Consider the following 23,744-nt stretch of genomic DNA (forward strand, 5'->3'; position numbering starts at 1 on the left):
CAAACGAGGCACTTTGAGGCTTATCCGTGCGGTTAAGGGGCACCTTTACCTCTATTATGGAGCTTGCGGGAAAACGAGTACTTTTTATCCTGTCGGAGCTCTTCTAAAACCGGCATACCTGCGGGCGCCTGCCCGCACCTTTGAAGGGAAAATCTATGGCTCGGAGCCCTGAAGATTCACTCAAGGCGACTCTGGGCAGAGTGGCTCCCGGAACGGCGCTGCGCGACGGACTCGAACGCATCCTGCGCGGACGCACCGGTGCCCTCATCGTTTTGGGATCTGACAGGACCATCGAATCCATCTGCTCAGGCGGTTTCGATATCGGCATCGACTTTTCCCCGACCCGCCTGCGCGAGCTGGCCAAGATGGACGGGGCCATCATTTGTGACAAGGATGCCGGCAACATCCTCCGGGCCGCCGTGCAGCTTGTTCCGGATTCGAGCATCGAAACCCAGGAATCCGGCACGCGCCACCGGACCGCTGAGCGCGTGGCCATCCAGACCGGCGTTCCGGTCATTTCCGTCAGCCAGTCCATGCAGATCATTGCCCTTTACGTGAACGGCCTGCGCCACGTCCTGGAAGGCTCGGAGAAGGTGCTGGCCCGCGCCAACCAGGCCCTCGCCACTCTGGAGCGCTACCGTTCCCGTTTGGACCAGGTCACCAGTTCACTCTCCGCCCTGGAGATTGAAGCCATGGTGACGGTCAGGGACGTTGCCGTCACCCTGCAGCGCCAGGAAATGGTGCGGCGCATCTCGGAGGAGATCTCGCAGTATGTGCTGGAACTGGGCGAAGACGGCCGCCTGCTGTCCCTGCAGCTCGATGAACTCACCGTGGGCCGAGGCCCGGGCAGCGACGTCATCATCCGCGATTATGCCGGGCCTGACGCCTCTCCTGAGGACATTGACGGCGCCGTCAACGCCCTGGTCAGCTTGGGCCCTACCGAACTGATCGATCTTGGCAAGATCGCCCACATCATCGGCTTTGCCGGCGGTGTGGAAACGCTCGACGCCGTGGTCCAGCCCCGCGGTTACCGGCTCCTCTCCGGGCTCAAAGCTGTCCCCAAAGCTGTAGCCGACCGCTTGGTGGACCACTTCGGCGGGCTGCAGAACCTTATGGCAGCCACCATTGACGACCTTATGACCGTGGACGGTATTGGCGACCAGCGTGCCCGGACAGTCCGCGAGGGCCTGAGCCGTATGGCAGAAGCCAGCCTGCTGGACCGCTTCCTGTAGACAACGCCACCGCTCCCGGACTCAGGCTTACCGGGTTGGAGCGCGCGCAGCGGGTAGGGTGTCTTTGCCCCAACACCTGGCTGAAGAAAGACAGAACAATCACACACCGCACCGCTAAAGCCCTGACCTCGCTCACCGCTGTTCTGTTGATCGGAGGGCTCGCGGGATGCAGCGCTGTCAACACCGCCGTCGCCGACGCTGTGGAAGCCGCTCAGGAAGCCGGGCCTTCAACCGGGGCCGCTCCGGAAGCCTCCCCCGTCAACGGCACCGCTGCCGCAGCACTGGAGCAACTGGCGGCCATCCCGGTGAAGGGCCGCGCTCCTAAGACCGGCTACACCCGGGAGGAGTTCGGCCCGGCCTGGGCCGACGTCGATCACAACGGCTGTGATACCCGCAACGACATCCTGGCTAGGGACCTCGAAGGTGAGACATTCAAGCCGGGCACCCATAACTGCATAGTGCTTACCGGGACGCTTGCCGACAAGTACACGGGCACCACCATCAGCTTCGTCCGGGGAGCCGACACCAGCTCGGAAGTCCAGATCGACCACATCATTCCGCTGTCCCTGGCCTGGCAGACGGGTGCTCAGCAGATAAATGAAGAACAGCGACGGCAGTTCGCCAACGATCCCCTGAACCTCATGGCCGCCGATGGCACGGCGAACATGAGCAAGGGCGATAAAGACGCCGCCAGCTGGCTGCCGGCCAACAAGGCTTTCCGTTGCGAGTACGTGGCGCGCCAGACGGCGGTGAAGGCCAAATACCAGCTGTGGGTTACCCCGCCGGAACGCGACGCTATCGCGGGGATTCTCGCCGCCTGCAAGTAGGAGTGGGACTCCTGTCGTCTTCAGGAGTTTCGTCGGGTTACTCCACGGCGGGAGGACAGTCCTTCAGCAACGCCGATCAGCAGCACCGATGCAATGACGGCCACAATGAACCCGAGGAAGTTCAGTTCGAAGATGTCTCCCGTTCCCAGGAGGCTGGCAATACTGCCCCCGATGACTGAACCAACAAGCCCGAGCAACAGTGTGGCCAGGAGGCTGAGGTTCTGTTTTCCTGGTTTGATAAGCCGGGCCAAAGCACCGATGACCAGGCCCGCGACGATGAATCCAATCATGACGTGCTCCTTCTCTTCGTTCTTTTCCACGCTCCCGCTCGCAGGGGGCCCGCGGGCTGCGCTTCTGACGATCATAAAACGTGCTGTTCCCGGCTGTCCCGCTAAGCATTGAACTCCCGGGTCGGCCGGCTGCGCGAGCCAGAATTATGGCTTGCAATGCATATGCATTACAAGCCATAATCAGTGATGGAACTTTTCTGGCCGGACAGCTTCGATGAGCAGTTGGACCGTTTGGAAAGAGAAGCTGATGCGGGGGATGAGAGGGCCAGAGCAGTTCTCGAGTACGTCGTCGCCGAAATGAACTATCTCCGAAGTTTATCTACTGCGCCCACGGAGGAAACTCCCACTCTTAAGACAGTTCGCCAAGCCAAGAAATATCAGGTGTGGCGTGTATCCCATCCTTACCATCACGGGATCGCGGTACGGCTGATTTGCTGGTTTCCTCCCGACGCGAGGACTGCCGTCGTCGCTCTCTTCTCGGGAGACAAAGCAAATATGGGCGACGTGTTCTACGACAGCGTGGGAACACGAGCCGACCAGATCATCGATCAATGGATTAGAGAAGGGGAGGTTGATTAAGATGGCAAGGAAGTCATTCAGGAACGGCAATGATCGACTTGATGCGCTGTTGGCAAAGCAGGGGATGAAGGAACGCGTCGCTGAGATCCGGGAAGCGTCAGCCAGAGAAGATCGAATCTTCGCACTAAACCTTGCTACCATCCGCAAGGCCGCGGAGCTAACCCAGGATGACCTAGCACAAAGGCTGGGGATAGATCAGAGCGTGGTCTCGAAAACAGAGCGTCGAGAAGACATGCTTCTATCCACCCTCATGGACTATCTCTCGGCCGCCGGTGTAGAGGACGCCAAGATGGTTGTGCAGGTAAATGGTCGTGAAATCGAACTCGATCTTCGGACTTTACAGCAACCGCCTGCGGGTCTGGGAACCGGTTCAACCGAAGCCGACACCCCGTCCTAGCCCGGAACCCGGCCGGATCTTGGCCAAACCGCGAGAATGACAATGCGGAGGAGGAGCATCTTGAACGACCCGCAACAGTGGAAAGGCGTGCTGTCCATCCTCGCCAATGAGAATCTGCGGCTGGCTGCCGGGGAACTCATCCTCGAAGAAGCAGCCGCATCAGGCCGGTCCCTCAGGGAGGGAGAGCGGAGCAAAGCCCGGGACCGCCTTGTGAAATCAGGTTTGTTCCGTAGCGAAGACGGAACATTCAACTCTTCCTTGGTTACGGGGATACTCGGCTCCGCGAAAAAACCCGGCGGCACTTCCGGAGTGGAACGGTTCCTCGCGCAGGGGAGGATCGAAACTTACCCCACCCGGGCGAGGCATCGGGATGAGGTGCTTGCCTGGGCCTGCTCCAAGGTCATCAGCGCCGGAGAAGTCCTGAGCGAAAAGGGCATCAACGAGCGGTTGAAGACGGTGGCCGATGACTACGCCTTGCTGCGGCGATACCTCGTAGACGGCGGCTGGCTGGTCCGGACTGCATCAGGCTCCGAATACTCCTTGGCCCCAACGCCTCCGGAAACCCCTCCGGAAGCCAGGGTTAACCGCTAGCCCAGCTGGAAAACGGCCTTGGGGCTGGTTTTGGTCCCAAGCTTGGCGGTGAAGACGTAGTACGCGCCGCCGGCACCTGGCTTGGCTGAGACAGCTGAACAGCCGGGCACACTGCGGTTGCGGGGCCAGGGGAAGTTTGCGGTTTCGCTTTTCCCGGGGGCGATGGTCTTTATGAGGTCCTTGCTGTCAGCCTGGCAGTCAATGGACGAGAAGATCCTGTCCGAACCACTGGTCACCAGGAACTCCATCTGCGAAGTACCGATATTGACGTCGCAAGGAAGCTGCCCGCCGTTGGTGACCTTCAGGCTCAGCAACGGGTTTTCGCCGTCACCGTACACAGGCTTGTCCGTTGACGCAGTAACTGTCACCAGGTTCTCATCGCAGCTTGGGGTCGCAGGAGGGGAGCTGGGCGCTGCTGCGGAAGCGTCCGGAGCAGCGGTTGGCTGGGCAGAGGCATCTGAGCCGCCTTCAGAGTTGCCACCCTCTGTGGAAGACACCTGCTCCTTGTCCCCGTTCAGGATCCCTGACAGCGCCGCAAAACCTCCGATGCCCATGGCCAGCACCATAAGTAGAGCGACTCCTACGAACAGGCGACGACGCCGGTACACGGCGCTGACCGATTTGCCCCCGGCCCTGCCGCGTGACGTTCCCGCAGACTTTCCTTTGGAAGAGCCGTTTGAGCCGCCCGTGGGTTTCCTCCCGGAGGGTGCCCCCTGCCGTGAACCGTTGTTTCCTGTGCTGCCTTGCCTGACCATATCTTCTAGGCTAGAGAACCGTCGGCATGGATGAGCAACCACCACGCCGCCCGCCCGCGTCCCTTTCCGGTGACGGGCCCACATCCACTAAAGTATGGGGAATCAAAGCCCCAACAGATCCCGCCGCCATGCCACCGGTCATTCCTCCTCACCTGCCCCTGAATAAACTCCACAATGCGCTCGACTCCTGGTTTGAGGAGACCGCCCGCAGACTTCCCTGGCGCGACCCCGCCTGCAGCCCGTGGGGTGTCCTGGTCAGTGAAATCATGCTCCAGCAAACTCCCGTGGTCCGGGTTCTGCCGGTGTGGAAGGACTGGCTTGATCGTTGGCCTGCGCCCGCTGATCTCGCAAGCGATGCCGCTGGTGAAGCAGTGAGGCATTGGGGACGCCTTGGCTACCCCCGGCGGGCACTCCGGCTGCACGCGGCGGCTGTGGCAATAGCAAACAATCACGGCGGACGCGTGCCCCAGAATTACGCTGAGCTTCTCGAGCTTCCGGGGGTGGGAAGCTATACAGCCGCTGCGGTGGCTGCGTTCGCCTTCGGAAAGCGGGAGACAGTGGTGGACACCAATATCCGCCGTGTTCATGCCCGGCTGGTTCGCGGTGCAGCCTTGCCTTCGCCAGCTTTAACAGCGGCAGAGATGAGGCTTGCGGAGCAGCTGCTTCCGTTCGACGACCATGCATCGGTCCGCTGGAACGCCTCCGTTATGGAACTGGGCGCTCTCATCTGCACTGCCCGTTCCCCCAAATGCGCCGACTGTCCTGTCCGTGACTCCTGCGAGTGGCTGGCTGCAGGTGAGCCGCCGCCGTCGTACATTCCCAAGGGCCAGTCCTGGCACGGGACAGACCGGCAGGTCCGCGGCGCGGTCATGGCGGTCCTTCGGGCGGCGGACGCTCCCGTAGCCGCTGAGTTCTTTTCACAGGCTCCCGCAGATCTGGGGTTCGAGCCCGACGGGATCGGCGTGCCGCTCGCGGCCCTGCACCGCCTCAACTCCGCCCCCGAGCAGTTGGAGCGTGCACTGGCAGGGCTCCTGGACGACGGTCTTGCTGAACTCCACCCCGCCGGTTTTCAACTCCCAGGCTGAGACGGCGCCCGGAAGCCGTAAAGGTAACGATGTAACTCCCACTTTGGCTTCGTCCATATGCGGCCCCCAGCCCCGGATCTACCCTGAAGTATGCGCATCCTGTACGGTTTCCTTGTTCTCGGGGCGACGGCGGTTCTGATCTCAGGGTGCCATTTCTATGAGCAGCCGTGCCCGGCCATAGGGCAGGCGCCTGCGGTCCACCTGACGGTGGATTCCAGCTATGTGCCCTCGGTGAAAGGCCTCCACCTCAAAGCCTGCCAGGACGGCGTCTGCAAGGAAGCGGACCTCGACCTTATGCAGGGAACCGCCTCCATTGACCAGGGCTGCACGGGAGACGGGCCGGACGACACCTGCTCAGCCACCTCAGTTCCCGACGGCACCCTGTTTGGCATGCTCATGCTGGACGTACTGACGGAATCCCCGATCGAAGCGTCATTGACCGGAACATCCCCCGATGGTGCTCCGTTGCCCCAGCGTTCCCTGACGTTCACCCCGACAAGCAACTTTCCTTTTGGCCAGCAGTGCGGAAAGTTCCTCGGCGCCTCCCTCATTCTCGACGCTGACGGCCTCCGCCAGACGGGCCTGAACCAGAGCATCGAGCCAGACGCCCCGGCCCGCTGACCGCCATTCAGTCCAGCGGGATCAGTCCAACGGGAGCGTGATGGTGACCTTGGTGCCAGCTCCGGGATTGGAGTCAACCACGCTGCTGCCGCCAGCCCCGGTCACGGCGGCGCACATCAGCCGCAGCCCGAATCCGTGCCGCCTGCCCCGGACCGCTTTTTTGCAGTCAAAGCCGGCCCCGTTGTCCGAGATGACCAGCCGGATGCCGTGGTAAACAGCGTCAAGCCGGATGGTGACATCTGTTGCGTGGGCATATTTGTAGGTGTTGCTTAGGGTTTCCTGGGCGGCCCGGTAGAGCAGTGACGCAGAACGGGCGTCGATCTCAACTCCGTGGTGGGGCGTTTCCCAATGCAGCCTGGTTCCCTGCCCCCGCAGCGGAGTTGCCAGCCTGTCAATGCACCCTGCGAGACCCAGGGCTTGAAAATCCAGTGGCCGCGGGTCGGTGAGGACACCGTGCACGGCTTTGATTTCTTCTTCCGAGGTAGTGGTCATGGCGTCAGCCCCCGCTGCTCTAGTCCTTTGGCGGCCCTTGGGGCTGGCCCCTCGCCGGGCCCCAAGGACTGATATACCCAGACTGCGCCGGGACACTCAAGAACCGTGTCGGCTTATGGCAGGAGTTCCGCAAATTCTCCTCAAGAGTGCAAGGATTCAGGATTCGCCGAACCCGGACTCCACCAGACCCCTTACATAGCGCACCGCTTTCGCAGCATCCGGGCCCTTGGCCTCGACGCGAAGCACCGATCCTTTGCCTGCTGCGAGGGTCATCAGCCCGGTCATGGAAGCGCCGTCGACGCCGTTGACGGTAACTTCGGCATCCATCCCGGCGAGCCCGCCGGCGATCTTAGCGGCCGGGCGTGCGTGCAGCCCCGCCTGGTTGACCAGTTCAAAAGTCTCGCTGACGTCCGGGTGCCATTCCGTCATCTGTTTGGCCTGGGCCCCTTCATTGAGATCGGCAGGCTCATAGCGGCCCTGCCCCGTGGCGCCCCGGACAGCCTCCGCCGCACGCTTCACAGTGCGCAGATCGGCCCCTGTCTGGGCAGCCACCGCGGCGGCGATGAGCCCTTCGATCAGCGGGGCGTCGGCAAGCACCACCGAACCGGGGTCAGCGGAAAACTCGATGGCGGCCTCAGCAGTCATCATGGCTGAGCCCAGGTCCGTAAGGACAACAATGCCGTCCCCGTCTGCAGCCTCGGTGAGCGCCGCCATCACCTTTTCAAGGCTCGTTCCGATCCGGCCATCGTCAGTTCCCCCGGCGGGGAGGATGACGACGTCGGGCGCCATTTGAGCGGCAAGCTCCACCGCACCTTCGGCGATTTTTTCGCTATGGGACACCACGATCAGCCGGACGGTCACGCGGCCGCTCCTGCAGCCGCGCGAAGAATCAGGGCCGTAGACACCGCTCCGGGATCGCGGTGGCCTATGCTGCGTTCTCCCAGGTAGCTTGCACGGCCCTTTCGTGCGATCAGGGGGTCGGTTGCCACTGCACCTTCCTCTGCAGCCTCAGCAGCGGCGACCAGTACCGCGAGTACATTGGCGCCAGCGGCCGAGGCCGCTCCGGCTGCCTCTACGGCGGGCGTCCAGGCATCAACCATGGTCTTGTCGCCCCGCTCGGCCTTCCCTCGGGCCACCACGCCGTCACGCGCTGCTTCGAGCGCCTCTGCGAGAGCTGCAGGGCCGACGTCGGGAGTGTCCCCCAGCGCTGTGGCCGCACGGAGGAATGCAGTTCCATAAAGCGGCCCCGCTGCCCCGCCCACTTTTGACATCAGGGACATCGCTGTCAGTTTCAAAGCGGCGCCGGGCGTCTCCGGCTGGGATTCAGCCAGCTTGTCCAGGACAGCCTGGAACCCCCTGTCCATGTTCTCGCCGTGATCGGAATCGCCAATGGCGCGGTCCAGTTCGATCAGCTCGAGCCTGTGCTCGGCCATCGCCTGCGCACACATAGTCAGCCATTTAACGGCCCATTTCACGTCCAGGGCCATCAGATCCCCCAGCGCAGAGCTGCCGTGTGGACGGGTGCGTCCCAAAGCGTTGTCATCTCATCATCGAGCCGGAGCACTGACACCGAGCAGCCCTGCATTTCCAAGGCAGTGATGTAGTTACCAACCAGTGAGCGTTCCACTGTGAGCCCGCGCTCCTTCAGAACCTGAACTGCCCGCCGGAAGACGATGTACAGCTCGCTGAGGGGCGTGCCGCCCATCCCGTTGACGAACAGCAGGACCCGCTCCCCAGCGTTGAGGCCCAGGTCCGACAGGATGGGTTCCAGCAACCTGTCGGTGATGCCGTCAGCGTTTTCCATGGGGATCTTGTGCCTGCCGGGCTCGCCATGGATTCCAATACCGATCTCGATCTCGTTCTCCTCAAGATCGAAGCTGGGGCCTCCCGCGTGAGGCACCGTACATGCAGTCAAGGCAACTCCCATGCTGCGGACATTGCTGTTGACCCGGTTGCCAATGGCCGCAACGGTTTCGAGATCGTCACCACGTTCGGCGGCCGCTCCGGCGATCTTTTCAACCAGGACGGTACCACCGACGCCCCTGCGCCCTGCTGTGTACAACGAGTCTTCGACTGCGACGTCGTCATTGACCAGCACAGTCCGGACCTCCACGCCTTCGGCTTGCGCCATCTCAGCCGCGGTTTCGAAGTTGAGGAGGTCCCCCGTGTAGTTCTTCACAATATGCACGACGCCGGCACCGGAGTTCACTGCGAGGGTTGCCGGAATGATCTGGTCAGGTGTTGGTGAGGTAAATACAGCCCCAGGAACTGCTGCGTCGAGCATGCCGAGTCCCACGAAACCGCCATGAAGCGGTTCGTGCCCGCTGCCTCCGCCGGAGACCAGCCCCACCTTGCCTGCTACGGGAGCATCCCTGCGGGTGATGAACTTCGGTTCCGTCGATATGGCTACGATGTCCGAGTGGGCCAGGCCGAATCCCTCTACGGATTCGTCTACGACTGCACGGGGTTCGTTGATGAGCTTCTTCATGGCTGTGCTCCCTAAATGGACCGGCCGGTTTGCTCTGACCCTACTACCGGGGAGCCGTTCCGCGGTAGCGCCTTCCCCTGCCCAGTGCCCCTGCCTAAAGAACCTTGATCATCCGGGTGTTGCCGAGTGTATTCGGCTTAACGCGGGCAAGGTCCAGGAATTCCGCCACGCCTTCGTCATGCGAGCGCAGCAGCTCGGAGTAGACCACGGGGTCAACGGCTGTCTGGTCAGGCATGACCTCAAATCCGTGGCGCTTGAAGAAATCCACCTCGAAGGTGAGGCAAAAAACCCGGGAGATACCTAACGCCTTGGCGGCTTCCAGAAGGGTCTCCACCAGCACGTGGCCCACTCCCCTGCCGCGCCATGCGTCGGAGGCTGCCAGAGTGCGCACTTCAGCGAGGTCCTCCCACATCACGTGCAGGGCACCACAGCCAATCACCTCGCCGTCGGCGGACTCGGCGATCCGGAACTCCTGAAGACTCTCGTAGTAGGCCACCGTCTCCTTGGCCATCAGGATCCGCTGATCCGCCAGGGGCGCCACAAGCTGTTTGATGGCAGCGACATCGCTGGTGCGGGCAGGGCGGATGCGGAAGGACTCGGTCACAGCCCCAATCTTACGGCGGCCAACTCATGCCGTTAGGACAGGTCCTGTGATGAGGGGACGGCTGGTAGGACCAAATACCCCTTGCCCGGGACCGGCCGGGATCCTATGGTTTGATCTAGGCAGCCAACTTAGCTTTTGTGACGGCTGACAAGGCAGTACCGCAGCTGGGGGCGGAAGCGAATTGCAGACTGGTCTCACAAACAGGTCCGTTATGAGGCGGACCGGGGAGGTCGGCATGCGTATCGGACTAATCGGAAACCCATGGATACCGGTGCCTCCACCGACGTACGGCGGAATTGAACGGGTAATGGATCATCTGGCGAGGGGCTTGACTGCTGCGGGTCATGAAGTCCTCCTGGCCGTGCCGTCGGATAGTGAATGTCCTGTACCCCTGGCCCCGGGAATGACCCGTTCAGCGCCTGATGAGATGGGCTACACCATTTCTGAAATGAGCCACGTGGTGAGGTCCTATGCAGCCATGGAGGGAATGGACATCATCCATGACCACACCCTCGCAGGACCTTTGTATGCCCGCCGCCCGCGGCATCTGCCTGTTGTCACCACCATCCACGGGCCCCTCCTGCCCGACGCTGTCGATGTCTACCGTGCAATGGGTAAAGACACGAGCATTATTGCGATTTCAAGGGATCAGGCGATGCAGGCACCCGATGTGAAGGTAACCAGGGTTATCCATCACGGTTTGGATCTTTCCACCGTCCCGGTGGGGCGCGGAGACGGAGGCTACGCCTGTTTCGTAGGCAGGATCTGCCCTGACAAGGGTGTCATGGAGGCAATCCAGATTGCCCGGGAAGCCGGGTATCCCCTCCATATCGCCGCGAAAATGCGCGAGCCCGGAGAAATTCGGTACTTCCACGAGGTGGTGGAGCCGATGCTCGGCTCCAATGAGGAATACATGGGTGAGATCGGCGACAGCGAAAAGTATGAGCTTATGGGGGGCGCCGTTGCCTTGCTGAATCCGATTCAATGGCATGAACCGTTCGGCCTGGTGATGATCGAGGCAATGGCGACAGGCACACCAGTGGTGGGTACGCCCATTGGGTCAGCACCGGAAATCGTGGAGCATGGTTCCACTGGCTATCTGGCGCCTACCGAGCAGCTTCCGGGGTTCCTGCAGCTGGCGGAAGGGTTGGACCGCGCCGCGTGCCGCGCCGCCGTCAAGGAAAATTTCAGCTCGGAACGGATGGTGGCGGACCACCTGGACCTCTACAGCGAAATCCTCGCGAACCATCTGGGTAATGGGGTTTCAGCGCTGCGTTCGTTGGACGAGAATCATAAGCAGGGCCCGCTCACGCACGCCTGAACCCAACCTTCAACGAACAGGCCCCGCCTTCACCTTGCGGTGAGGGCGGGGCCTGTTGGTGGAGCGGTGTGCGCCTAGACGCTGGGGGCGATCTCCGGGATTCGCGGCTTGGCATTGCCGGCGAAGGTGAACTTGGCGTCGTCGCCTTCGCCGTCCACATCCACCACCACGATGTCCCCGGCGTGAATCTCGCCGAACAGGATCTTCTCGGAGAGCTGGTCCTCGATCTCGCGCTGGATAGTCCGACGCAGTGGCCGGGCGCCCATGGCGGGATCGTAACCGCGGGTTGCCAGGAGCACCTTGGCCGCGGGCGTGAGCTCGATGCCCATGTCCTTGTCCTTGAGCCGCTTCTCCAGGCGGCCAACGAACATGTCCACGATCTCGATGATCTCGTCCTGGGTCAGCTGCGGGAACACCACAACGTCATCAACACGGTTCAGGAACTCGGGACGGAAGTGCTGCTTCAGCTCCTCGGTGACACGGGCACGCATGCGGTTGTAGCCCGTCTGCGTATCTGTGCCCGACTGGAAGCCCGTTGCAACGCTCTTGGAAATGTCGCGGGTGCCAAGGTTGGTGGTCATGATGATCACCGTGTTCTTGAAGTCCACCACGCGGCCCTGAGAGTCGGTCAAGCGGCCGTCTTCCAGGATCTGCAAGAGGGAGTTGAAGAGGTCCGCGTGGGCCTTTTCAACTTCGTCGAACAGCACCACGGAGAACGGACGACGGCGGACCTTTTCAGTCAGCTGCCCACCCTCTTCGTAGCCGACATAGCCAGGAGGTGCACCGAAGAGACGTGACACGGTGTGCTTCTCCGAGTACTCGGACATGTCCAGCGTGATGAGGGCGTCTTCCTCGCCGAAGAGGAATTCAGCAAGGGCCTTGGCGAGCTCGGTCTTCCCGACGCCGGTGGGGCCGGCGAAGATGAACGAGCCACCCGGGCGCTTCGGATCCTTCAGACCCGCACGGGTCCGGCGGATGGCCTGCGACAGAGCCTTGATGGCCTCGTTCTGGCCCACAACACGCTTGTGCAGTTCGTCTTCCATCTTCAGCAGGCGCGAGGACTCTTCCTCGGTCAGCTTGAAGACCGGGATGCCGGTGGAGTTGGCCAGCACCTCGGCGATGAGATCCTCATCCACCTCGGAAATGTCGTCCATTCCGCCGGTCTTCCAGTGGCGTTCCTTCTCGGCCCGCTCGGCAATGAGCTTTTGCTCCTTGTCGCGCAGTGATGCGGCGCCCTCGAAGTCCTGGGCGTCGATTGCAGACTCTTTTTCCATCTTCAGTTCTGCAATGCGCTCGTCCATGGCCTTGAGCTCGGGCGGAGCGGTCATCCGGCGAATACGGAGGCGTGCGCCGGCTTCGTCGATAAGGTCGATGGCCTTGTCCGGCAGGAAGCGGTCCGAAATGTAGCGTTCGGCGAGGCTGGCTGCCGAGGCGAGGGCGCCGTCGGTGATGGTGACCCTGTGGTGGGCTTCATAGCGGTCACGCAGGCCTTTGAGGATTTCGATTGCGTGTGCAACCGACGGTTCCTTGACCTGGATCGGCTGGAAGCGGCGCTCAAGGGCGGCGTCCTTCTCGATGTGCTTGCGGTATTCATCCAGCGTGGTGGCACCGATGGTCTGGAGCTCACCGCGGGCCAGCATTGGCTTCAGGATGGAAGCGGCGTCAATCGCGCCCTCGGCGGCACCGGCACCTACAAGGGTGTGGATCTCGTCGATGAACAGGATGATGTCGCCACGGGTGCGGATTTCCTTGAGGACCTTCTTCAGGCGCTCCTCGAAGTCACCGCGGTAACGGGAACCTGCAACCAGGGAACCAAGGTCCAGCGTGTAGAGCTGCTTGTCCTTGATGGTCTCCGGCACGTCCCCGCGGACAATTGCCTGCGCCAGGCCCTCGACGACGGCGGTCTTGCCGACGCCCGGTTCACCGATCAGCACAGGGTTGTTCTTGGTGCGGCGGGAAAGGACCTGCATGACGCGTTCCATTTCCTGTTCGCGCCCGATCACAGGGTCAAGCTTGTTCTCGCGGGCGGCCTGCGTCAGGTTCCGGCCGAACTGGTCCAGTACAACGGAGCCAGCCGGGGTGCCTTCAGCCTGGCCCGGGCCAACACCGGCACCGGTGGTCTCTTTGCCCTGGTAGCCCGAGAGAAGCTGGATTACCTGCTGGCGGACACGGTTCAGGTCAGCACCGAGCTTGACCAGCACCTGGGCCGCAACACCTTCACCCTCGCGGATGAGTCCCAGGAGGATGTGCTCAGTCCCGATGTAATTGTGGCCCAGCTGCAGTGCTTCACGCAGGGACAGCTCCAGTACCTTCTTGGCACGAGGCGTGAAGGGGATGTGGCCGGAAGGGGCCTGCTGGCCCTGTCCGATGATCTCCTGCACCTGCTCCCGTACGCCGTCGAGCGAAATGCTCAAGGACTCAAGAGCTTTGGCGGCAACGCCCTCACCCTCATGGATCAGACCCAAGAGGATGTGTTCGGTACCAATGTAATTGTGGTTCAGCATGCGTGCCTCTTCTTGGGCAAGCACAACTACGCGACGGGCACGGTCCGTAAATCGCTCAAACATTTCGCCACACTCCTAGCTACGACGTACTTTGATGCTACGTGGAGGAGCCCGACTTTTGGAGCTTGTTCGCCACGGGGGAAACCCGGAAGCAACTTTGCCGTGGATCAGGGCAAACAATCGGGCTGGCGGCAGCTCGTTCAGCGGGAGCCGGGCCTGAACCGGCAGGGGGCCCAGGAAGTGCTGCGCGGGGCATTATCTGCTCTGCTACGTTCGGGCGGGAAAGCCCCTTGACTTTTGGAATGAGTGGGCGAAGGTTCAAACTCTCGCCTTTTCCGGATAAAGTCCGGTGGGCGCGCGTTCAGCCAGAAAAACTGTGGCGGAAAATGCGGGATGGACGGTTAAGGCAGCAAAAAAGTCGGAGCCCCCGCCAGGTGGCGGGGGCTCCGACTTTTGCAACGCATAGATACTTCAACTCTAGGAATTGGCCCTTTGGTACGCTTCCTGAATTTCGGCTTGGATACGGCCGCGGCTGTTAACCGCATAACCGTTCTCCCGAGCCCACTGACGGATCTGTGCAGAGTCCTGATTGCGGCCGGTTGAGACCTTTGTGCGCGTTGCGCGGCCGGTGGACGTCTTGCGGGCGCTGGAAATAAAGCGCTCCAGTGCGGAGCGCAGTTCCGACGCATTGTCTGATGACAGGTCAATTTCGTAGCTGACGCCATCAAGACCAAAACGGACAGTTTCGTCCGCGGTTCCCCCATCCAGATCATCCACGAGGATGATTTTTACTTTCTGTGCCATGGAAATTCTCTCTTTTGGAAAGGACGGGTATTCAGAAAAGCAGGATGTAACAAATAAAGTATCCCTCGCTTTATGGCAACGCGTCAAAACAGAAAAAGGTTCCTGTGGAAAGCGCACGCCCAAGGAGCGACATTTGTTTTGCCCAACCATCATTGAAGACATTCAGGGCAGAAGGGAACTAAGCGTTAGTTCCGGTTCCGGCAGAGGGATCTTCCCGCTTGGGATCAGCCGCAATGGCCTCCGCTTCGGCCTGGGCACGGGCCTCAGCCTGCCGCTCAGCCTTGTCCGCGTTAAAAATGGATTTCATGGCGAACCAGAAGAGGAGGCCCACCACAACGGATGGAAGCAATACGGCCACGTACTCCATGGCCTAGTGGCCTTCCGGCTTCAGGAGCGGGAAGAGAATGGTCTCGCGGATACCGGCTCCGGTGAAGAGCATCACCAGACGGTCAATTCCCAGGCCGAGGCCACCCATGGGCGGCGCACCGTATTCAAGGGCGCGGAGGAAGTCCTCGTCCAGCTGCATGGCCTCGTCGTCGCCCGCTGCCGCGCGGCGGGACTGTTCCGTGAGCCGCTCACGCTGGATCACGGGATCGATGAGCTCGGAGAACGCCGTTCCGCGTTCCATGCCGCCGATGATCAGGTCCCACGCTTCGATCAGCCTGGGGTTATCACGGTGCTGACGGGCCAGCGGTTGTGCTGACGGCGGGTAATCGTAGACAAACGTCGGGTTAAGCAGGGTTGGCTCCACAATTTCGCCGAAGAGTTCAACCGCCAGCTTTTCTGCGTCCCAGGCGGTGTCGAACTTGACCTCATGCTGTTTCGCGAGCGCCTGCAGTTCCGTAAGGGGCGTTTCAGGAGTGACTTCCTGGCCCACGGCCTCGGAGAGGCCAGGGTAAACCGAGAGCCAGGCCCAGTCGCCGTCGAGGTTAACCTCTCCTGCCGGGGTCTGGATGACCCGTCCCACACCGGCTGCGTCAGCGGCGTCGAGGATGATCTCCTTGATGCGGTCGGCCATGACAAACTGGTCAGCCCAGGCTTCGTAGGCCTCCAGAGTGGTGAACTCGGGGCTGTGGGTGGAATCGACGCCTTCGTTGCGGAAGACGCGGCCCATGTCATACACACGGTCGATGCCGCCAACGACTGCGCGCTTGAGGTAGAGCTCGGTGGCGATGCGCAGGGTCATTTTCTGGTCGAACGCGTTCATGTGGGTCTCGAACGGGCGGGCAGTGGCGCCGCCATGCACCAGTTGCAGCATGGGGGTCTCCACCTCAACATAGTTGCGGCGGTGCAGGCTTTCCCTGATGGACCGGGTGATGGCTGCACGGGTGTAGACCATTTCGCGGGCCTCGTCACGGACCATGAGGTCCACATAGCGCTGCCGGACACGGGTTTCCTCATTGAGGTCGGCATGCAGGACAGGCAGTGGCCGCAAGGACTTCGAGGCCATGGACCAGGACTCGGCCATGACAGACAATTCGCCGCGGCGGGAAGAGATGACTTCGCCCTTGATGAAGACGTGGTCGCCGAGGTCCACCAGAGCCTTCCATTCGGCCAGGGCTTCCTCCCCGACGTTGGCGAGGCTGAGCATGGCCTGCAGCCTGGTGGCAGTACCGTCCACGCCACCTTCCTGCAGCGTGGCAAAGCAGAGCTTTCCGGTGTTCCGGACAAAAACCACCCGGCCGGTGACTCCTACGACGTCCCCTGTGGTGTCGTCCGCCTGAAGATGGGCGTACTTTTCCCTGATCTCGCTGAGGGAGTGTGTGCGCTCCACGCCCACCGGGTACGCCTCCACGCCGCGCTCAATCAGCTTGGCGCGCTTTTCCATGCGGATGCGCATCTGTTCGCTGGCGTCGGCAGGCTGGGCGGCGTTGTTGGGGGCGGGGTTGTTTTGGGAAGTCACAATCCCCAAGTTTACCGTCGAATTCCGGCGCAGCCTTCCCCTCATAGGTCCGTTCGTAACGCACCGCTGTAATCCCCACCGAGGTCACGCGTTTTGTGCACGGGTGCGGCGGCCTCAGTTAGGCTCGGATCATGACCCGCGAGAACATCACAACCCCCGACGGCGGCACCCTCGAGCTCTTCAGCACGGGAGCCGAATTGGCGGCGGCCGGTTCGGGCGTCGTCGTAGTGCACCCCTCGATGGTCACTGCGGCCGATTACACCCGCTTCGCCCAGAAACTCAGTGCATCCCTGGGGCGCCCGGTGCATACCTTCAACCGCCGTGGCCGCGGGCAATCGTCACCCCAGCCGGAGGACTACACCCTGGACACTGACATCCGGGACCTGGACGCGGTAATGAAGCACACCTCCAGCACTGACGTCTTCGGGCACAGCTTCGGCGGCGCCGTTGCGCTTCACGCTGCCCGGTCGCTCCCCGTAGAGCGGCTGGCGGTCTATGACCCTGCCGTTTCCGTCAACCACAGCGTCAAGGCTGACTGGACCGGGGAATATGAACGGGCGACGGCGGCCGGAGACGACGACCGCGCCCTCGCCGTCATGATCAGGGGGATGGAGACGGGCGGCACCTTCGCCAGGATGCCGCTCAGCATGCTGACGCTGGCAAACAAGCTGACAGCCGCAACCCCTCTGGGCAAGCAGAACCGGGAACTGATGAAGACCGGAGTCCGCGAAATAAAGGCCATCATCGCCGCCGACATGCCGGCAGAGCCCTTCCTGGAATTGCCGCTTGAAACGCTCATTGTGGTGGGCGAAAAGAGCCCGGCCTACTTCGGCGTCGCCTGCGGGCAGATCCACGATGTGCTGTCGGGTTCGAGCTACACCATCCTGCCCGGCTACGGCCACGACGGGGTCAACAGAGCCCCGGACAAGCTCATCACTGAACTGAGCGACTTCTTCTCGGGCTAATACTCAGATCCCGCCGGAATTGCGTAACTTTGCAGTGTGCGCCCTGCATAAACAGCGTTGTCTAGCGGAATTCCGACCAACAAGCGGCCACTCTGCAGAAAAGTTACGCAATTCGGCCGGGCTCCGCTCTCAGGGGCCGAGACTTGGTGGCCTAGTGTCCGTGGGCACCTTCTGCGCCGGCCGTCTTCCGCATCATCAGGGACAGTACGACGGCGACCACGGCCAGCGCGGCGGCCGTCAGGAAAGCTGCCTGCATTCCCGCCACCACTCCTGAGCCGAGGGATACCGCTGCGAAAACGGACACCAGCAAAGCAGTGCCGGCAGCTCCGGCAACTTGCTGGAGCGTGCTCATGATGGCCGAGCCGTGCGAATACAGATGCGGGGGCAGCGGGTTGAGGCCCGTTGTGAACGCAGGCGTGAACAGGAGCGCAAGGCCAAGGCTGAGGCTGACGTGCAGTGCAACGATCCATGCCACGGGCGATTCCGCATTCAGCATCGAGAACTGCCACAGGGCTAGCACCATCATGATCGAGCCGGTGACCGTAAGCGGCAGCGGCCCCACCTTGTCAAAGAGCCTGCCAATGAACGGACCCAGGAGTCCCATGGCAAGTCCGCCCGGCAACAACGCCAGCCCGGTCTCCAACGACTTAAGCCCGCGGATCTCCTGCAGGTAAAGCGGCAGGAGAATGACGGCGCCAAACAGCGCGATCATTGCCACTACCAGCAGCAGGACGGAGACGGTGAACATCCGGAAGTTGAAGGCCCGGAGATCCAGCAGCGGAGCGTCGGATTTCTGCAACTGCAATTGCCGGAGCACAAATGCCAGCAGGCTCACCACGCCAATCACCAGGGCGGCAATGGCAGCAGCGCCCGGCCCGGCCTGGCCGCCATGACCGCCGCCGATCTGGCTCAGGCCATACACCAATCCCCCGAATGCCGGGATGGTCAGCAGCACCGACAGGAAATCAAGCCGGTTCTTCTCCTTCTCGCCAATGTTGGTCAAGTACTTTGCGCCGATGGCAAAAGCGGCCAGGGCAATGGGCAGCACAAACACGAACATGAAGCGCCAGGAGAAGTGCTCAAGGATGAAGCCAGAAACTGTGGGGCCCAGCGCCGGTGCCACCGAGATGGCGATGCTTACATTGCCCATCACAGCACCACGGCGCTGCAACGGCACCAAAGTGAGGATGGTGGTCATCAGGAGGGGAAGCATGATGGCCGTGCCTCCAGCCTGGATGATTCTCCCGAAAAGCAGAACCACGAAGCCTGGTGCCAGTGCGGCCAAGAGTGTGCCGCTCGAGAAGAGGCCCATTGCGAGCATGAAGACCGCGCGGGTTGAGAGTCGCTGGAGGATGAAGCCGGTGGTGGGGATAACCACTGCCATGGTGAGCATAAAGCCTGTGGAAAGCCACTGCACCGTGGGGGCGTCAACCCGCAGATCCACCATGAGGCGCTGCAGGGCAACGTTCATGATGGTCTCGTTCAGGATCACCACGAAGGTGGCCACGAGCAGGGTGGTAATGATCGTGACGGATTCGCGCGACATTTTGGCAGGCGAAGTGGCGGCACCATGTGGAGCGGTAGAACCGGCTGAAACAGAAGCAGCGGCTTGGCCGGCTGTAACGGCAGTGTCAGCAACTGCGGTATTGGACCGAGGTTGTTGAGAATCGCTTTGCACGTTATCGCCCGCGTTCGAAGTAAGGTCTGTGGACATGAAGGTTCCCCCAGGAAGTGTCGCGTGAGATCCGGCGAGCATCGTCGCTGCAGATTGCAACAGTCTAGCCTGCGGACTCATTCCCCCGTGAGGGAAAATCCGTGAGAAAAACTCTTCCGGAATTGGCGGCTCCTTTTTAGCGAGCCGGGCGGGAAGGTCAGGAACTCAGCGGTATGTTGTCGATCAGGCGGACCGGACCCACCCGCGCGGCGATGATTGCCAAGCCCTCACCGCGGAATGGCGTCTCCCGGCAGTTCTCGGCGAGGGGCTCCAAAGTAGCCGGATCCACAACCTCGAAGTAGTCCAGTTGTACGAGCGGCTGCGACTCCACAAGCTCCACTGCGGAATCGAGATCCAGTGGCTGGTGGGCAATGGCGCGCTCCTCGACCAGCCGTAGCGCGCGGGACAGTACCAGCGCTGCCTGGCGTTCTTCCGCGGAAAGGAATCGGTTCCGGCTGGACAGGGCCAGGCCGTCGCTGGCCCGCACTGTGGGGACGGGGACGATTTCCACGGGAAAGTTCAGGTCAGCCACCATCCGCTGAACCAGGGTCAGCTGCTGGGCGTCCTTCTGGCCGAAGTATGCCCGGTAGCGCGGCGGCACCCCGTTGTTTCCGCAGGCCCCGGGGATGCCGAAATGGAGCAGTTTGGCCACCACGGTAAGGGCTCCATCAAAGTGCCCAGGCCTGGAGGCGCCCTCCCATTTCTCGGCCAGCTTGCCAGAGGTAATCCGCACCATGGGTTCCCCGCCGGGATAAACCTCCTCAACATTCGGCGCGAACACGAGATCAACGCCTTGGCCTTCGAGGAGTTCCAGATCGGCGTCAAGCGTACGCGGGTAGCGCTCCAGGTCGGTTGCTTCGCCGAACTGGAGCGGATTCACGAAGATACTGACCACGGTGACGTCGTTCTGTTCGACGGCGGTACGGGCAAGTTGGGCGTGTCCCTCGTGCAAGGCTCCCATCGTTGGCACCAGTCCCTGCGAGCTGCCCTGTTTTGCTGTCAGCAGCCGGGCGCTTTCCGCGCGAAGAGCGGCCGCAGTGGTGACTAGTTTGATCGGCACTTATGGTCCTTCCGGCGGCTGGGTTCCGTCACCAAGGGCACGCTTCATCTCCGCAAACTGATCTTCTTTCAACAGGCCGCGGCTGGCTGCGCGTCCCGCGGTTGCCCGGGCCATGGCAAGGTACGCGGCCAGAATGTCCCCGCCGACGCCGCCGTCGTGTTCCTTCAAAGCCTCAGCGTGGGCCGTAACGGTTCCCGCATCACCGCGGGCTACCGGGCCGGTCAGCGCCGATTCACCGGAAGCCAGGGCGTTCTCCAAAGTGGCGCGCAGCAGCGGTCCGAGCATGCGTTCAGGTGACTCCACTCCTATTTCCCGGAGCAGCTGTGAGGACTGGGCAACAAGGGTCACCAGATGGTTCGAGCCATGTGCCAGAGCCGCGTGATAGAGCGTCCGGTCGGCCTCCGCGATGGCCACAGGCTCAGCACCCATCTCCACCACAAGTGCCTGCGCGATGGGCAGCATGGCTGCATCCGCCGTGACGCCGAAGGTGCAGTCCAGCAGACGGGTAAGGTCCAGGCTCATGCCGGTAAACGTCATTGCTGGGTGCAATGCGAGCGGTATGGCACCGGCGGCCCGCACCGGGCGGAGGATTCCCACTCCGAAGCGGCCCGATGTGTGTGCCACGAGCTGCCCGGGCTGCCAGGCGCCAAGCTTTCCGAGCCCGTCCACCAAGGAACCCAGAGCATCGTCCGGAACGGCCAAAAGCACCAGTTCCGAACGCTCCACGATCTCTTGAACCTCAAGGACGGGGACACGGGGCAACAGTGTTTCGGCACGCTCACGGCTTGCATCTGATACTGCGGAAACCCCGACGACGGCGTGTTCAGCGGCGCGCAGCGCCGCACCGAGGACTGCGCCCACCTTTCCCGCGCCAATGATTCCAACACCAAGGCGTCCGGGCTTAGCCATTCTGGGGACCGTCCTGACTGGGGGCTAGAGGTTCGCGGGGGGCTAGAGGTTCGCGGGCAGCGGGAGGTTCGCCGGCAGCGGGAGGTTCGCCGGAGGCAGGGGGCTCAGCGGCTGGAGTTTCCGGGGCAACCTGGGCCAGCCATTGTTCGCTGGTCTGGCGCTTCCTGGCGGCCCGTGCCCGAGCCGCCTGTTCCTGGAACAGGACCCTGGCCTCGTCGATGTCCGCCTGAATGAGCCTGGGCACAACCGGGCCTGAGGTGGTGTGCAGGACCAGATCCGCGACTCGGAACCGCCTCGCGAGCGGCCCCTGGTGGAGGGCCATGGACTGTGTTCGTTGGTGCGGTACCACCACGAGCTGCCGCCACCACCGGCCGGAACGGAGCAGCAAGGCGGTTTTAGTTGCCACATAGCCGTTACGGCGCCAGGCCAGGGGCGCTAGGAGGCGGGCACGCGCAGGCGTGGTGACGAAGCCGCCGTCGTTCCCGGTGCCGTTGATGCCCGCGGTGAAGACGCCGGCAGCATCAGGGGTTCCGGGGTCCGGCAGGACCAGGGACATCATGGTCATCACGTCCGCCAGCGTTCCCACCGGCAGGAGGGTGGTCCGCGAGCCGCCTTCGCCGTTTCCGGCGGCAGCGCCGTAGCCGGCAACGTTCACCTGCATCCGGTACCAGCCGAAGATCCGCCAAATGGGTGGCTGAGACACCCTGAGCGCCTGGATCCTGCCCGGGGGAAGGGTCTGCGCCTGGGTATCCAGCAAGCCGTACCGCAGCCGGATACCGTCCGGGGAGATAGCTGCGGTGAAGTTCCAACCCTTGTTGAAGGAGGACCAATAAGCGGCAGCGAGGCCCAAGGCGGCCGGGATCAGGTACAGGAAGAATCCGCCGTTGCCGGTGAGGACCGAGAGCAGCACCGAGCCAACCGCCCCCAACAGCACAAAGACACTCTGTTCGCTCAGGAGCAGGGAACCCACAAGCCTCGACGGCGGCACCGACAATACAGCCTGCTCCGGCGCTTCCTGCACGGCAGCGTCCGGGCTCTCGGGATCGGCCTGGACTCCCGCGGCGCGCGCGAGAATGGTGGCCCGCAGCTGGCGGGCATCGTCCATCCGCAGGAAAGCGAGCCGGACTGCTGACTCCCCCGCGTCGGCCACTTCGAACCGCAGCTCCGCGAGGCCAAAGATCCGCGCCAGCAACGGCTGGACGATGTCGATGGCCTGCACCCGGTCCAGGCGGGCCTGGCGGTGTTGGCGGAACAGGAAACCGGTCTTGACCCGCACATACCCCTCGGCCACCTGATACCGGGTGAAGTACCAGGTCATGATGAAGCCGAAAATGGCCAGAATCAGGATGGCTCCGCCAGCGGCAAGAAGCCAGGGTGCACGGCCCGCCATCCGGTCGTCGATGAGCGGCCCCCCTTGGATCATCCGCTCGAAAATGTCCCGGCCGAAGAAGTAGCCGATTGCCGCGAGGGCTATCCAGCCCCGCACAAACGGCGACGCCGGATGGACCCGGAGCCATTCGCCGTCGGCATCATCGGGGGGAAATCCGGCCGCACCGGCATCCCCGGCGGCCTTCACCGTCACAGTCCTGCCAGCCTGGCTTCACCGCGGGCGGAAAGCTGCTCGCGCAAGCGGGCGCCTTCGCTCTCGGGAAGGCCGGGAATCTGGGCGTTGGTTCCGGCGGAAGCTGTGTGCAGCTTCAAAGTGCACAGGCCCAGCCAGCGCTCCAGCGGGCCAACGCCAATGTCCACGTATTGCATGCGTCCATAGGGAACCACCATTACGCGTTGAAAGAAGATGCCGCCGCGGATCAGGAGGTCATCGTCGCGCTCGGCGTAGCCGATGGCGCGCACTTGCCGGGGAATCAGTACGAGCCGCCATAACGCAAGAACCACCATCAGTGACGGTACTGTCACAGCAAGCCACAGCGGCGGCCAGGTCCACCAGCCCAGAAGCACAAAGCTCAGGGGCAGGGACAGGACGACGACGGCAATCAGGTTGCCGATGGCCCATTCCACGAGGCGGGCCGTCACGTACTTTGGTGAGACGCGCAGCCATGTGACGCCGGGAGGATCAATCGCCTTGGTAGGCATAGCCGCCCTCCCCCTTCGCTTCTCCACGGGCATGTCCCGGGAGTTTAGTAGTGCCATCGCCGTCGCCGTCCTCGGGCGGAATCCGGCAGAACCGCTCCACGAGGAGCCCCACGATGATCATGACCAAGCCTCCTGCCGCCATGGCGATCGCGAGCCAGGTGACGCCTTGATCGCTGCGCAGGCTCCACACCCGCAACTGGTCCAGGATGATGCCTGCATGCCAGCCAAGAAGCACGGTCCCGGCGTAGGCACTGGCCTGGGCCAGCACCAGGGTGCGGGCAGCCAGGATGGGGTCAAGCATGATTTTCTTCTTAGTGCTGTTGCGCCAGCGAAGTACGCGGATTCCCAGTACCAGGGTGAGGGCCACGATCACGCCCATGGTGACCAGGGCGGTAAGGGGCAGCACCGGAGTGGCGAAACTGAAGCGGTTGGCCAGCAGGGTGCCGAGCCAGCCGGCAACGGCGAGGACCAGGCCGATACCGAGGAGCAGCAGTGGGTTGATGGGTTTCACG

The 23,744-nt window shown here is 62.5% G+C and carries 26 protein-coding genes; 9 read left to right on the forward strand and 17 right to left on the reverse strand.

Features of this window, described 5'->3' with window-relative positions; translation table 11 throughout:
* Nucleotides 1–155 precede the first annotated feature (155 nt).
* Together disA and M1E02_RS19910 are read left to right on the forward strand one after the other, a co-directional pair.
* Nucleotides 156–1,232 (forward strand): DNA integrity scanning diadenylate cyclase DisA, encoded by a 1,077-nt coding sequence (gene disA / locus M1E02_RS19905; RefSeq protein ID WP_247041202.1) that lies wholly within the window; start codon nt 156–158, stop codon nt 1,230–1,232.
* Between the two features lie 98 nt (nt 1,233–1,330).
* Complete coding sequence (locus tag M1E02_RS19910; RefSeq protein WP_479378229.1) at nt 1,331–2,059, forward strand: HNH endonuclease family protein; 729 nt, start codon at nt 1,331–1,333, stop codon at nt 2,057–2,059.
* A 20-nt stretch (nt 2,060–2,079) separates the two neighbouring features.
* Here M1E02_RS19910 and M1E02_RS19915 read toward each other — a convergent pair whose 3' ends face one another.
* Nucleotides 2,080–2,349 carry a GlsB/YeaQ/YmgE family stress response membrane protein gene (locus M1E02_RS19915; protein WP_479375901.1) on the reverse strand — a complete coding sequence of 90 codons (270 nt, stop codon included), beginning with the start codon at nt 2,347–2,349 and terminating at the stop codon, nt 2,080–2,082.
* Between the two features lie 186 nt (nt 2,350–2,535).
* Between M1E02_RS19915 and M1E02_RS19920 the strand changes: the two genes are divergently transcribed.
* The 3 genes from M1E02_RS19920 to M1E02_RS19930 are packed head-to-tail and all read left to right on the forward strand — an operon-like array spanning nt 2,536 to nt 3,916.
* Nucleotides 2,536–2,928, forward strand: a complete 393-nt coding sequence (locus M1E02_RS19920; protein WP_479378230.1) for a hypothetical protein — start codon at nt 2,536–2,538, stop codon at nt 2,926–2,928.
* Nucleotide 2,929: 1 nt separating this feature from the next.
* Nucleotides 2,930–3,325, forward strand: coding sequence for a helix-turn-helix domain-containing protein (locus M1E02_RS19925; RefSeq protein WP_479375902.1), 396 nt, complete (start codon nt 2,930–2,932; stop codon nt 3,323–3,325).
* A gap of 60 nt (nt 3,326–3,385) precedes the next feature.
* Nucleotides 3,386–3,916, forward strand: coding sequence for a DUF2087 domain-containing protein (locus M1E02_RS19930; protein ID WP_479375903.1), 531 nt, complete (start codon nt 3,386–3,388; stop codon nt 3,914–3,916).
* Here the strand turns inward: M1E02_RS19930 and M1E02_RS19935 are convergent.
* On the reverse strand, nt 3,913–4,671 hold the full coding sequence (locus M1E02_RS19935; RefSeq protein WP_479375904.1) for a hypothetical protein: 759 nt from the start codon (nt 4,669–4,671) through the stop codon (nt 3,913–3,915). The genes M1E02_RS19930 and M1E02_RS19935 overlap by 4 nt on opposite strands.
* A gap of 128 nt (nt 4,672–4,799) precedes the next feature.
* Here M1E02_RS19935 and M1E02_RS19940 point away from each other — a divergent pair, with 128 nt between their 5' ends.
* On the forward strand, nt 4,800–5,756 hold the full coding sequence (locus M1E02_RS19940) for an HhH-GPD family protein (protein ID WP_479378231.1): 957 nt from the start codon (nt 4,800–4,802) through the stop codon (nt 5,754–5,756).
* 90 nt (nt 5,757–5,846) lie between these two features.
* Nucleotides 5,847–6,377 (forward strand): hypothetical protein, encoded by a 531-nt coding sequence (locus M1E02_RS19945; protein ID WP_479375905.1) that lies wholly within the window; start codon nt 5,847–5,849, stop codon nt 6,375–6,377.
* Between the two features lie 21 nt (nt 6,378–6,398).
* Here the strand turns inward: M1E02_RS19945 and M1E02_RS19950 are convergent, their stop codons facing one another.
* From M1E02_RS19950 to M1E02_RS19970, 5 genes are all read right to left on the reverse strand, one after another.
* The gene (locus M1E02_RS19950) at nt 6,399–6,869 is read right to left on the reverse strand and encodes a sensor histidine kinase (RefSeq protein WP_479375906.1); all 471 of its coding nucleotides are present in this window, start codon (nt 6,867–6,869) and stop codon (nt 6,399–6,401) included.
* Between the two features lie 156 nt (nt 6,870–7,025).
* Complete coding sequence (gene dhaM, locus M1E02_RS19955; protein ID WP_479375907.1) at nt 7,026–7,730, reverse strand: dihydroxyacetone kinase phosphoryl donor subunit DhaM; 705 nt, start codon at nt 7,728–7,730, stop codon at nt 7,026–7,028.
* A complete protein-coding gene (gene dhaL, locus M1E02_RS19960; RefSeq protein WP_479375908.1) occupies nt 7,727–8,356 on the reverse strand; it encodes a dihydroxyacetone kinase subunit DhaL in 630 nt (209 codons plus the stop codon). Before dhaL ends, dhaM begins: the two co-directional genes overlap by 4 nt.
* A complete protein-coding gene (gene dhaK, locus M1E02_RS19965) occupies nt 8,356–9,357 on the reverse strand; it encodes a dihydroxyacetone kinase subunit DhaK (protein WP_479375909.1) in 1,002 nt (333 codons plus the stop codon). Before dhaK ends, dhaL begins: the two co-directional genes overlap by 1 nt.
* A 94-nt stretch (nt 9,358–9,451) precedes the next feature.
* Nucleotides 9,452–9,961 carry an amino-acid N-acetyltransferase gene (locus tag M1E02_RS19970; RefSeq protein ID WP_479375910.1) on the reverse strand — a complete coding sequence of 170 codons (510 nt, stop codon included), beginning with the start codon at nt 9,959–9,961 and terminating at the stop codon, nt 9,452–9,454.
* Nucleotides 9,962–10,196: 235 nt separating this feature from the next.
* Here M1E02_RS19970 and M1E02_RS19975 point away from each other — a divergent pair, with 235 nt between their 5' ends.
* Entirely contained in the window at nt 10,197–11,282 is a 1,086-nt protein-coding gene (locus M1E02_RS19975; RefSeq protein WP_479375911.1) for a glycosyltransferase family 4 protein, read from the forward strand.
* 74 nt (nt 11,283–11,356) lie between these two features.
* On the opposite strand, the gene M1E02_RS19980 is transcribed toward M1E02_RS19975, so the two are convergent.
* The 4 genes from M1E02_RS19980 to lysS form a co-directional block, all read right to left on the reverse strand.
* A complete protein-coding gene (locus M1E02_RS19980; protein WP_309106030.1) occupies nt 11,357–13,849 on the reverse strand; it encodes an ATP-dependent Clp protease ATP-binding subunit in 2,493 nt (830 codons plus the stop codon).
* A gap of 414 nt (nt 13,850–14,263) precedes the next feature.
* Entirely contained in the window at nt 14,264–14,590 is a 327-nt protein-coding gene (locus M1E02_RS19985) for a histone-like nucleoid-structuring protein Lsr2 (RefSeq protein WP_247041229.1), read from the reverse strand.
* Between the two features lie 178 nt (nt 14,591–14,768).
* Nucleotides 14,769–14,957, reverse strand: a complete 189-nt coding sequence (locus tag M1E02_RS19990) for a hypothetical protein (protein ID WP_479375912.1) — start codon at nt 14,955–14,957, stop codon at nt 14,769–14,771.
* 3 nt (nt 14,958–14,960) lie between these two features.
* The gene (gene lysS, locus M1E02_RS19995; RefSeq protein WP_479375913.1) at nt 14,961–16,493 is read right to left on the reverse strand and encodes a lysine--tRNA ligase; all 1,533 of its coding nucleotides are present in this window, start codon (nt 16,491–16,493) and stop codon (nt 14,961–14,963) included.
* A gap of 131 nt (nt 16,494–16,624) precedes the next feature.
* Between lysS and M1E02_RS20000 the strand changes: the two genes are divergently transcribed.
* Nucleotides 16,625–17,458 carry an alpha/beta fold hydrolase gene (locus M1E02_RS20000; RefSeq protein ID WP_479375914.1) on the forward strand — a complete coding sequence of 278 codons (834 nt, stop codon included), beginning with the start codon at nt 16,625–16,627 and terminating at the stop codon, nt 17,456–17,458.
* Nucleotides 17,459–17,609: 151 nt separating this feature from the next.
* Here the strand turns inward: M1E02_RS20000 and M1E02_RS20005 are convergent, their stop codons facing one another.
* The 6 genes from M1E02_RS20005 to M1E02_RS20030 form a co-directional block, all read right to left on the reverse strand.
* Nucleotides 17,610–19,172: a DHA2 family efflux MFS transporter permease subunit gene (locus tag M1E02_RS20005; protein ID WP_479375915.1), complete on the reverse strand. Its 1,563-nt coding sequence runs from the start codon at nt 19,170–19,172 to the stop codon at nt 17,610–17,612.
* Nucleotides 19,173–19,329: 157 nt separating this feature from the next.
* Nucleotides 19,330–20,232, reverse strand: a complete 903-nt coding sequence (panC, locus tag M1E02_RS20010) for a pantoate--beta-alanine ligase (protein ID WP_479375916.1) — start codon at nt 20,230–20,232, stop codon at nt 19,330–19,332.
* Nucleotides 20,233–21,141 carry a Rossmann-like and DUF2520 domain-containing protein gene (locus tag M1E02_RS20015; RefSeq protein WP_479375917.1) on the reverse strand — a complete coding sequence of 303 codons (909 nt, stop codon included), beginning with the start codon at nt 21,139–21,141 and terminating at the stop codon, nt 20,233–20,235.
* Complete coding sequence (locus M1E02_RS20020) at nt 21,134–22,723, reverse strand: PH domain-containing protein (RefSeq protein WP_479375918.1); 1,590 nt, start codon at nt 22,721–22,723, stop codon at nt 21,134–21,136. The genes M1E02_RS20015 and M1E02_RS20020 overlap by 8 nt, the downstream gene beginning before the upstream one ends.
* Nucleotides 22,720–23,232 (reverse strand): PH domain-containing protein, encoded by a 513-nt coding sequence (locus tag M1E02_RS20025; protein ID WP_479375919.1) that lies wholly within the window; start codon nt 23,230–23,232, stop codon nt 22,720–22,722. The genes M1E02_RS20020 and M1E02_RS20025 overlap by 4 nt, the downstream gene beginning before the upstream one ends.
* Entirely contained in the window at nt 23,213–23,743 is a 531-nt protein-coding gene (locus M1E02_RS20030) for a DUF3180 domain-containing protein (RefSeq protein WP_479375920.1), read from the reverse strand. The genes M1E02_RS20025 and M1E02_RS20030 overlap by 20 nt, the downstream gene beginning before the upstream one ends.
* Nucleotide 23,744: the final 1 nt, after the last annotated feature.

It is taken from the genome of Arthrobacter sp. Z5-13 (genome assembly GCF_056499105.1).

Bases quoted from the DNA above. Each gene is read 5' to 3' on its own strand.
- disA (WP_247041202.1), top strand. From the start codon at position 156: ATGGCTCGGAGCCCTGAAGATTCACTCAAGGCGACTCTGGGCAGAGTG.
- M1E02_RS19915 (WP_479375901.1), bottom strand. From the start codon at position 2,349: ATGATTGGATTCATCGTCGCGGGCCTGGTCATCGGTGCTTTGGCCCGG.
- M1E02_RS19920 (WP_479378230.1), top strand. From the start codon at position 2,536: ATGGAACTTTTCTGGCCGGACAGCTTCGATGAGCAGTTGGACCGTTTG.
- M1E02_RS19925 (WP_479375902.1), top strand. From the start codon at position 2,930: ATGGCAAGGAAGTCATTCAGGAACGGCAATGATCGACTTGATGCGCTG.
- M1E02_RS19935 (WP_479375904.1), bottom strand. From the start codon at position 4,671: ATGGTCAGGCAAGGCAGCACAGGAAACAACGGTTCACGGCAGGGGGCA.
- M1E02_RS19940 (WP_479378231.1), top strand. From the start codon at position 4,800: ATGCCACCGGTCATTCCTCCTCACCTGCCCCTGAATAAACTCCACAAT.
- M1E02_RS19945 (WP_479375905.1), top strand. From the start codon at position 5,847: ATGCGCATCCTGTACGGTTTCCTTGTTCTCGGGGCGACGGCGGTTCTG.
- M1E02_RS19950 (WP_479375906.1), bottom strand. From the start codon at position 6,869: ATGACCACTACCTCGGAAGAAGAAATCAAAGCCGTGCACGGTGTCCTC.
- dhaL (WP_479375908.1), bottom strand. From the start codon at position 8,356: ATGGCCCTGGACGTGAAATGGGCCGTTAAATGGCTGACTATGTGTGCG.
- dhaK (WP_479375909.1), bottom strand. From the start codon at position 9,357: ATGAAGAAGCTCATCAACGAACCCCGTGCAGTCGTAGACGAATCCGTA.
- M1E02_RS19975 (WP_479375911.1), top strand. From the start codon at position 10,197: ATGCGTATCGGACTAATCGGAAACCCATGGATACCGGTGCCTCCACCG.
- M1E02_RS19980 (WP_309106030.1), bottom strand. From the start codon at position 13,849: ATGTTTGAGCGATTTACGGACCGTGCCCGTCGCGTAGTTGTGCTTGCC.
- M1E02_RS19985 (WP_247041229.1), bottom strand. From the start codon at position 14,590: ATGGCACAGAAAGTAAAAATCATCCTCGTGGATGATCTGGATGGGGGA.
- M1E02_RS19990 (WP_479375912.1), bottom strand. From the start codon at position 14,957: ATGGAGTACGTGGCCGTATTGCTTCCATCCGTTGTGGTGGGCCTCCTC.
- M1E02_RS20000 (WP_479375914.1), top strand. From the start codon at position 16,625: ATGACCCGCGAGAACATCACAACCCCCGACGGCGGCACCCTCGAGCTC.
- M1E02_RS20005 (WP_479375915.1), bottom strand. From the start codon at position 19,172: ATGTCCACAGACCTTACTTCGAACGCGGGCGATAACGTGCAAAGCGAT.
- M1E02_RS20015 (WP_479375917.1), bottom strand. From the start codon at position 21,141: ATGGCTAAGCCCGGACGCCTTGGTGTTGGAATCATTGGCGCGGGAAAG.
- M1E02_RS20025 (WP_479375919.1), bottom strand. From the start codon at position 23,232: ATGCCTACCAAGGCGATTGATCCTCCCGGCGTCACATGGCTGCGCGTC.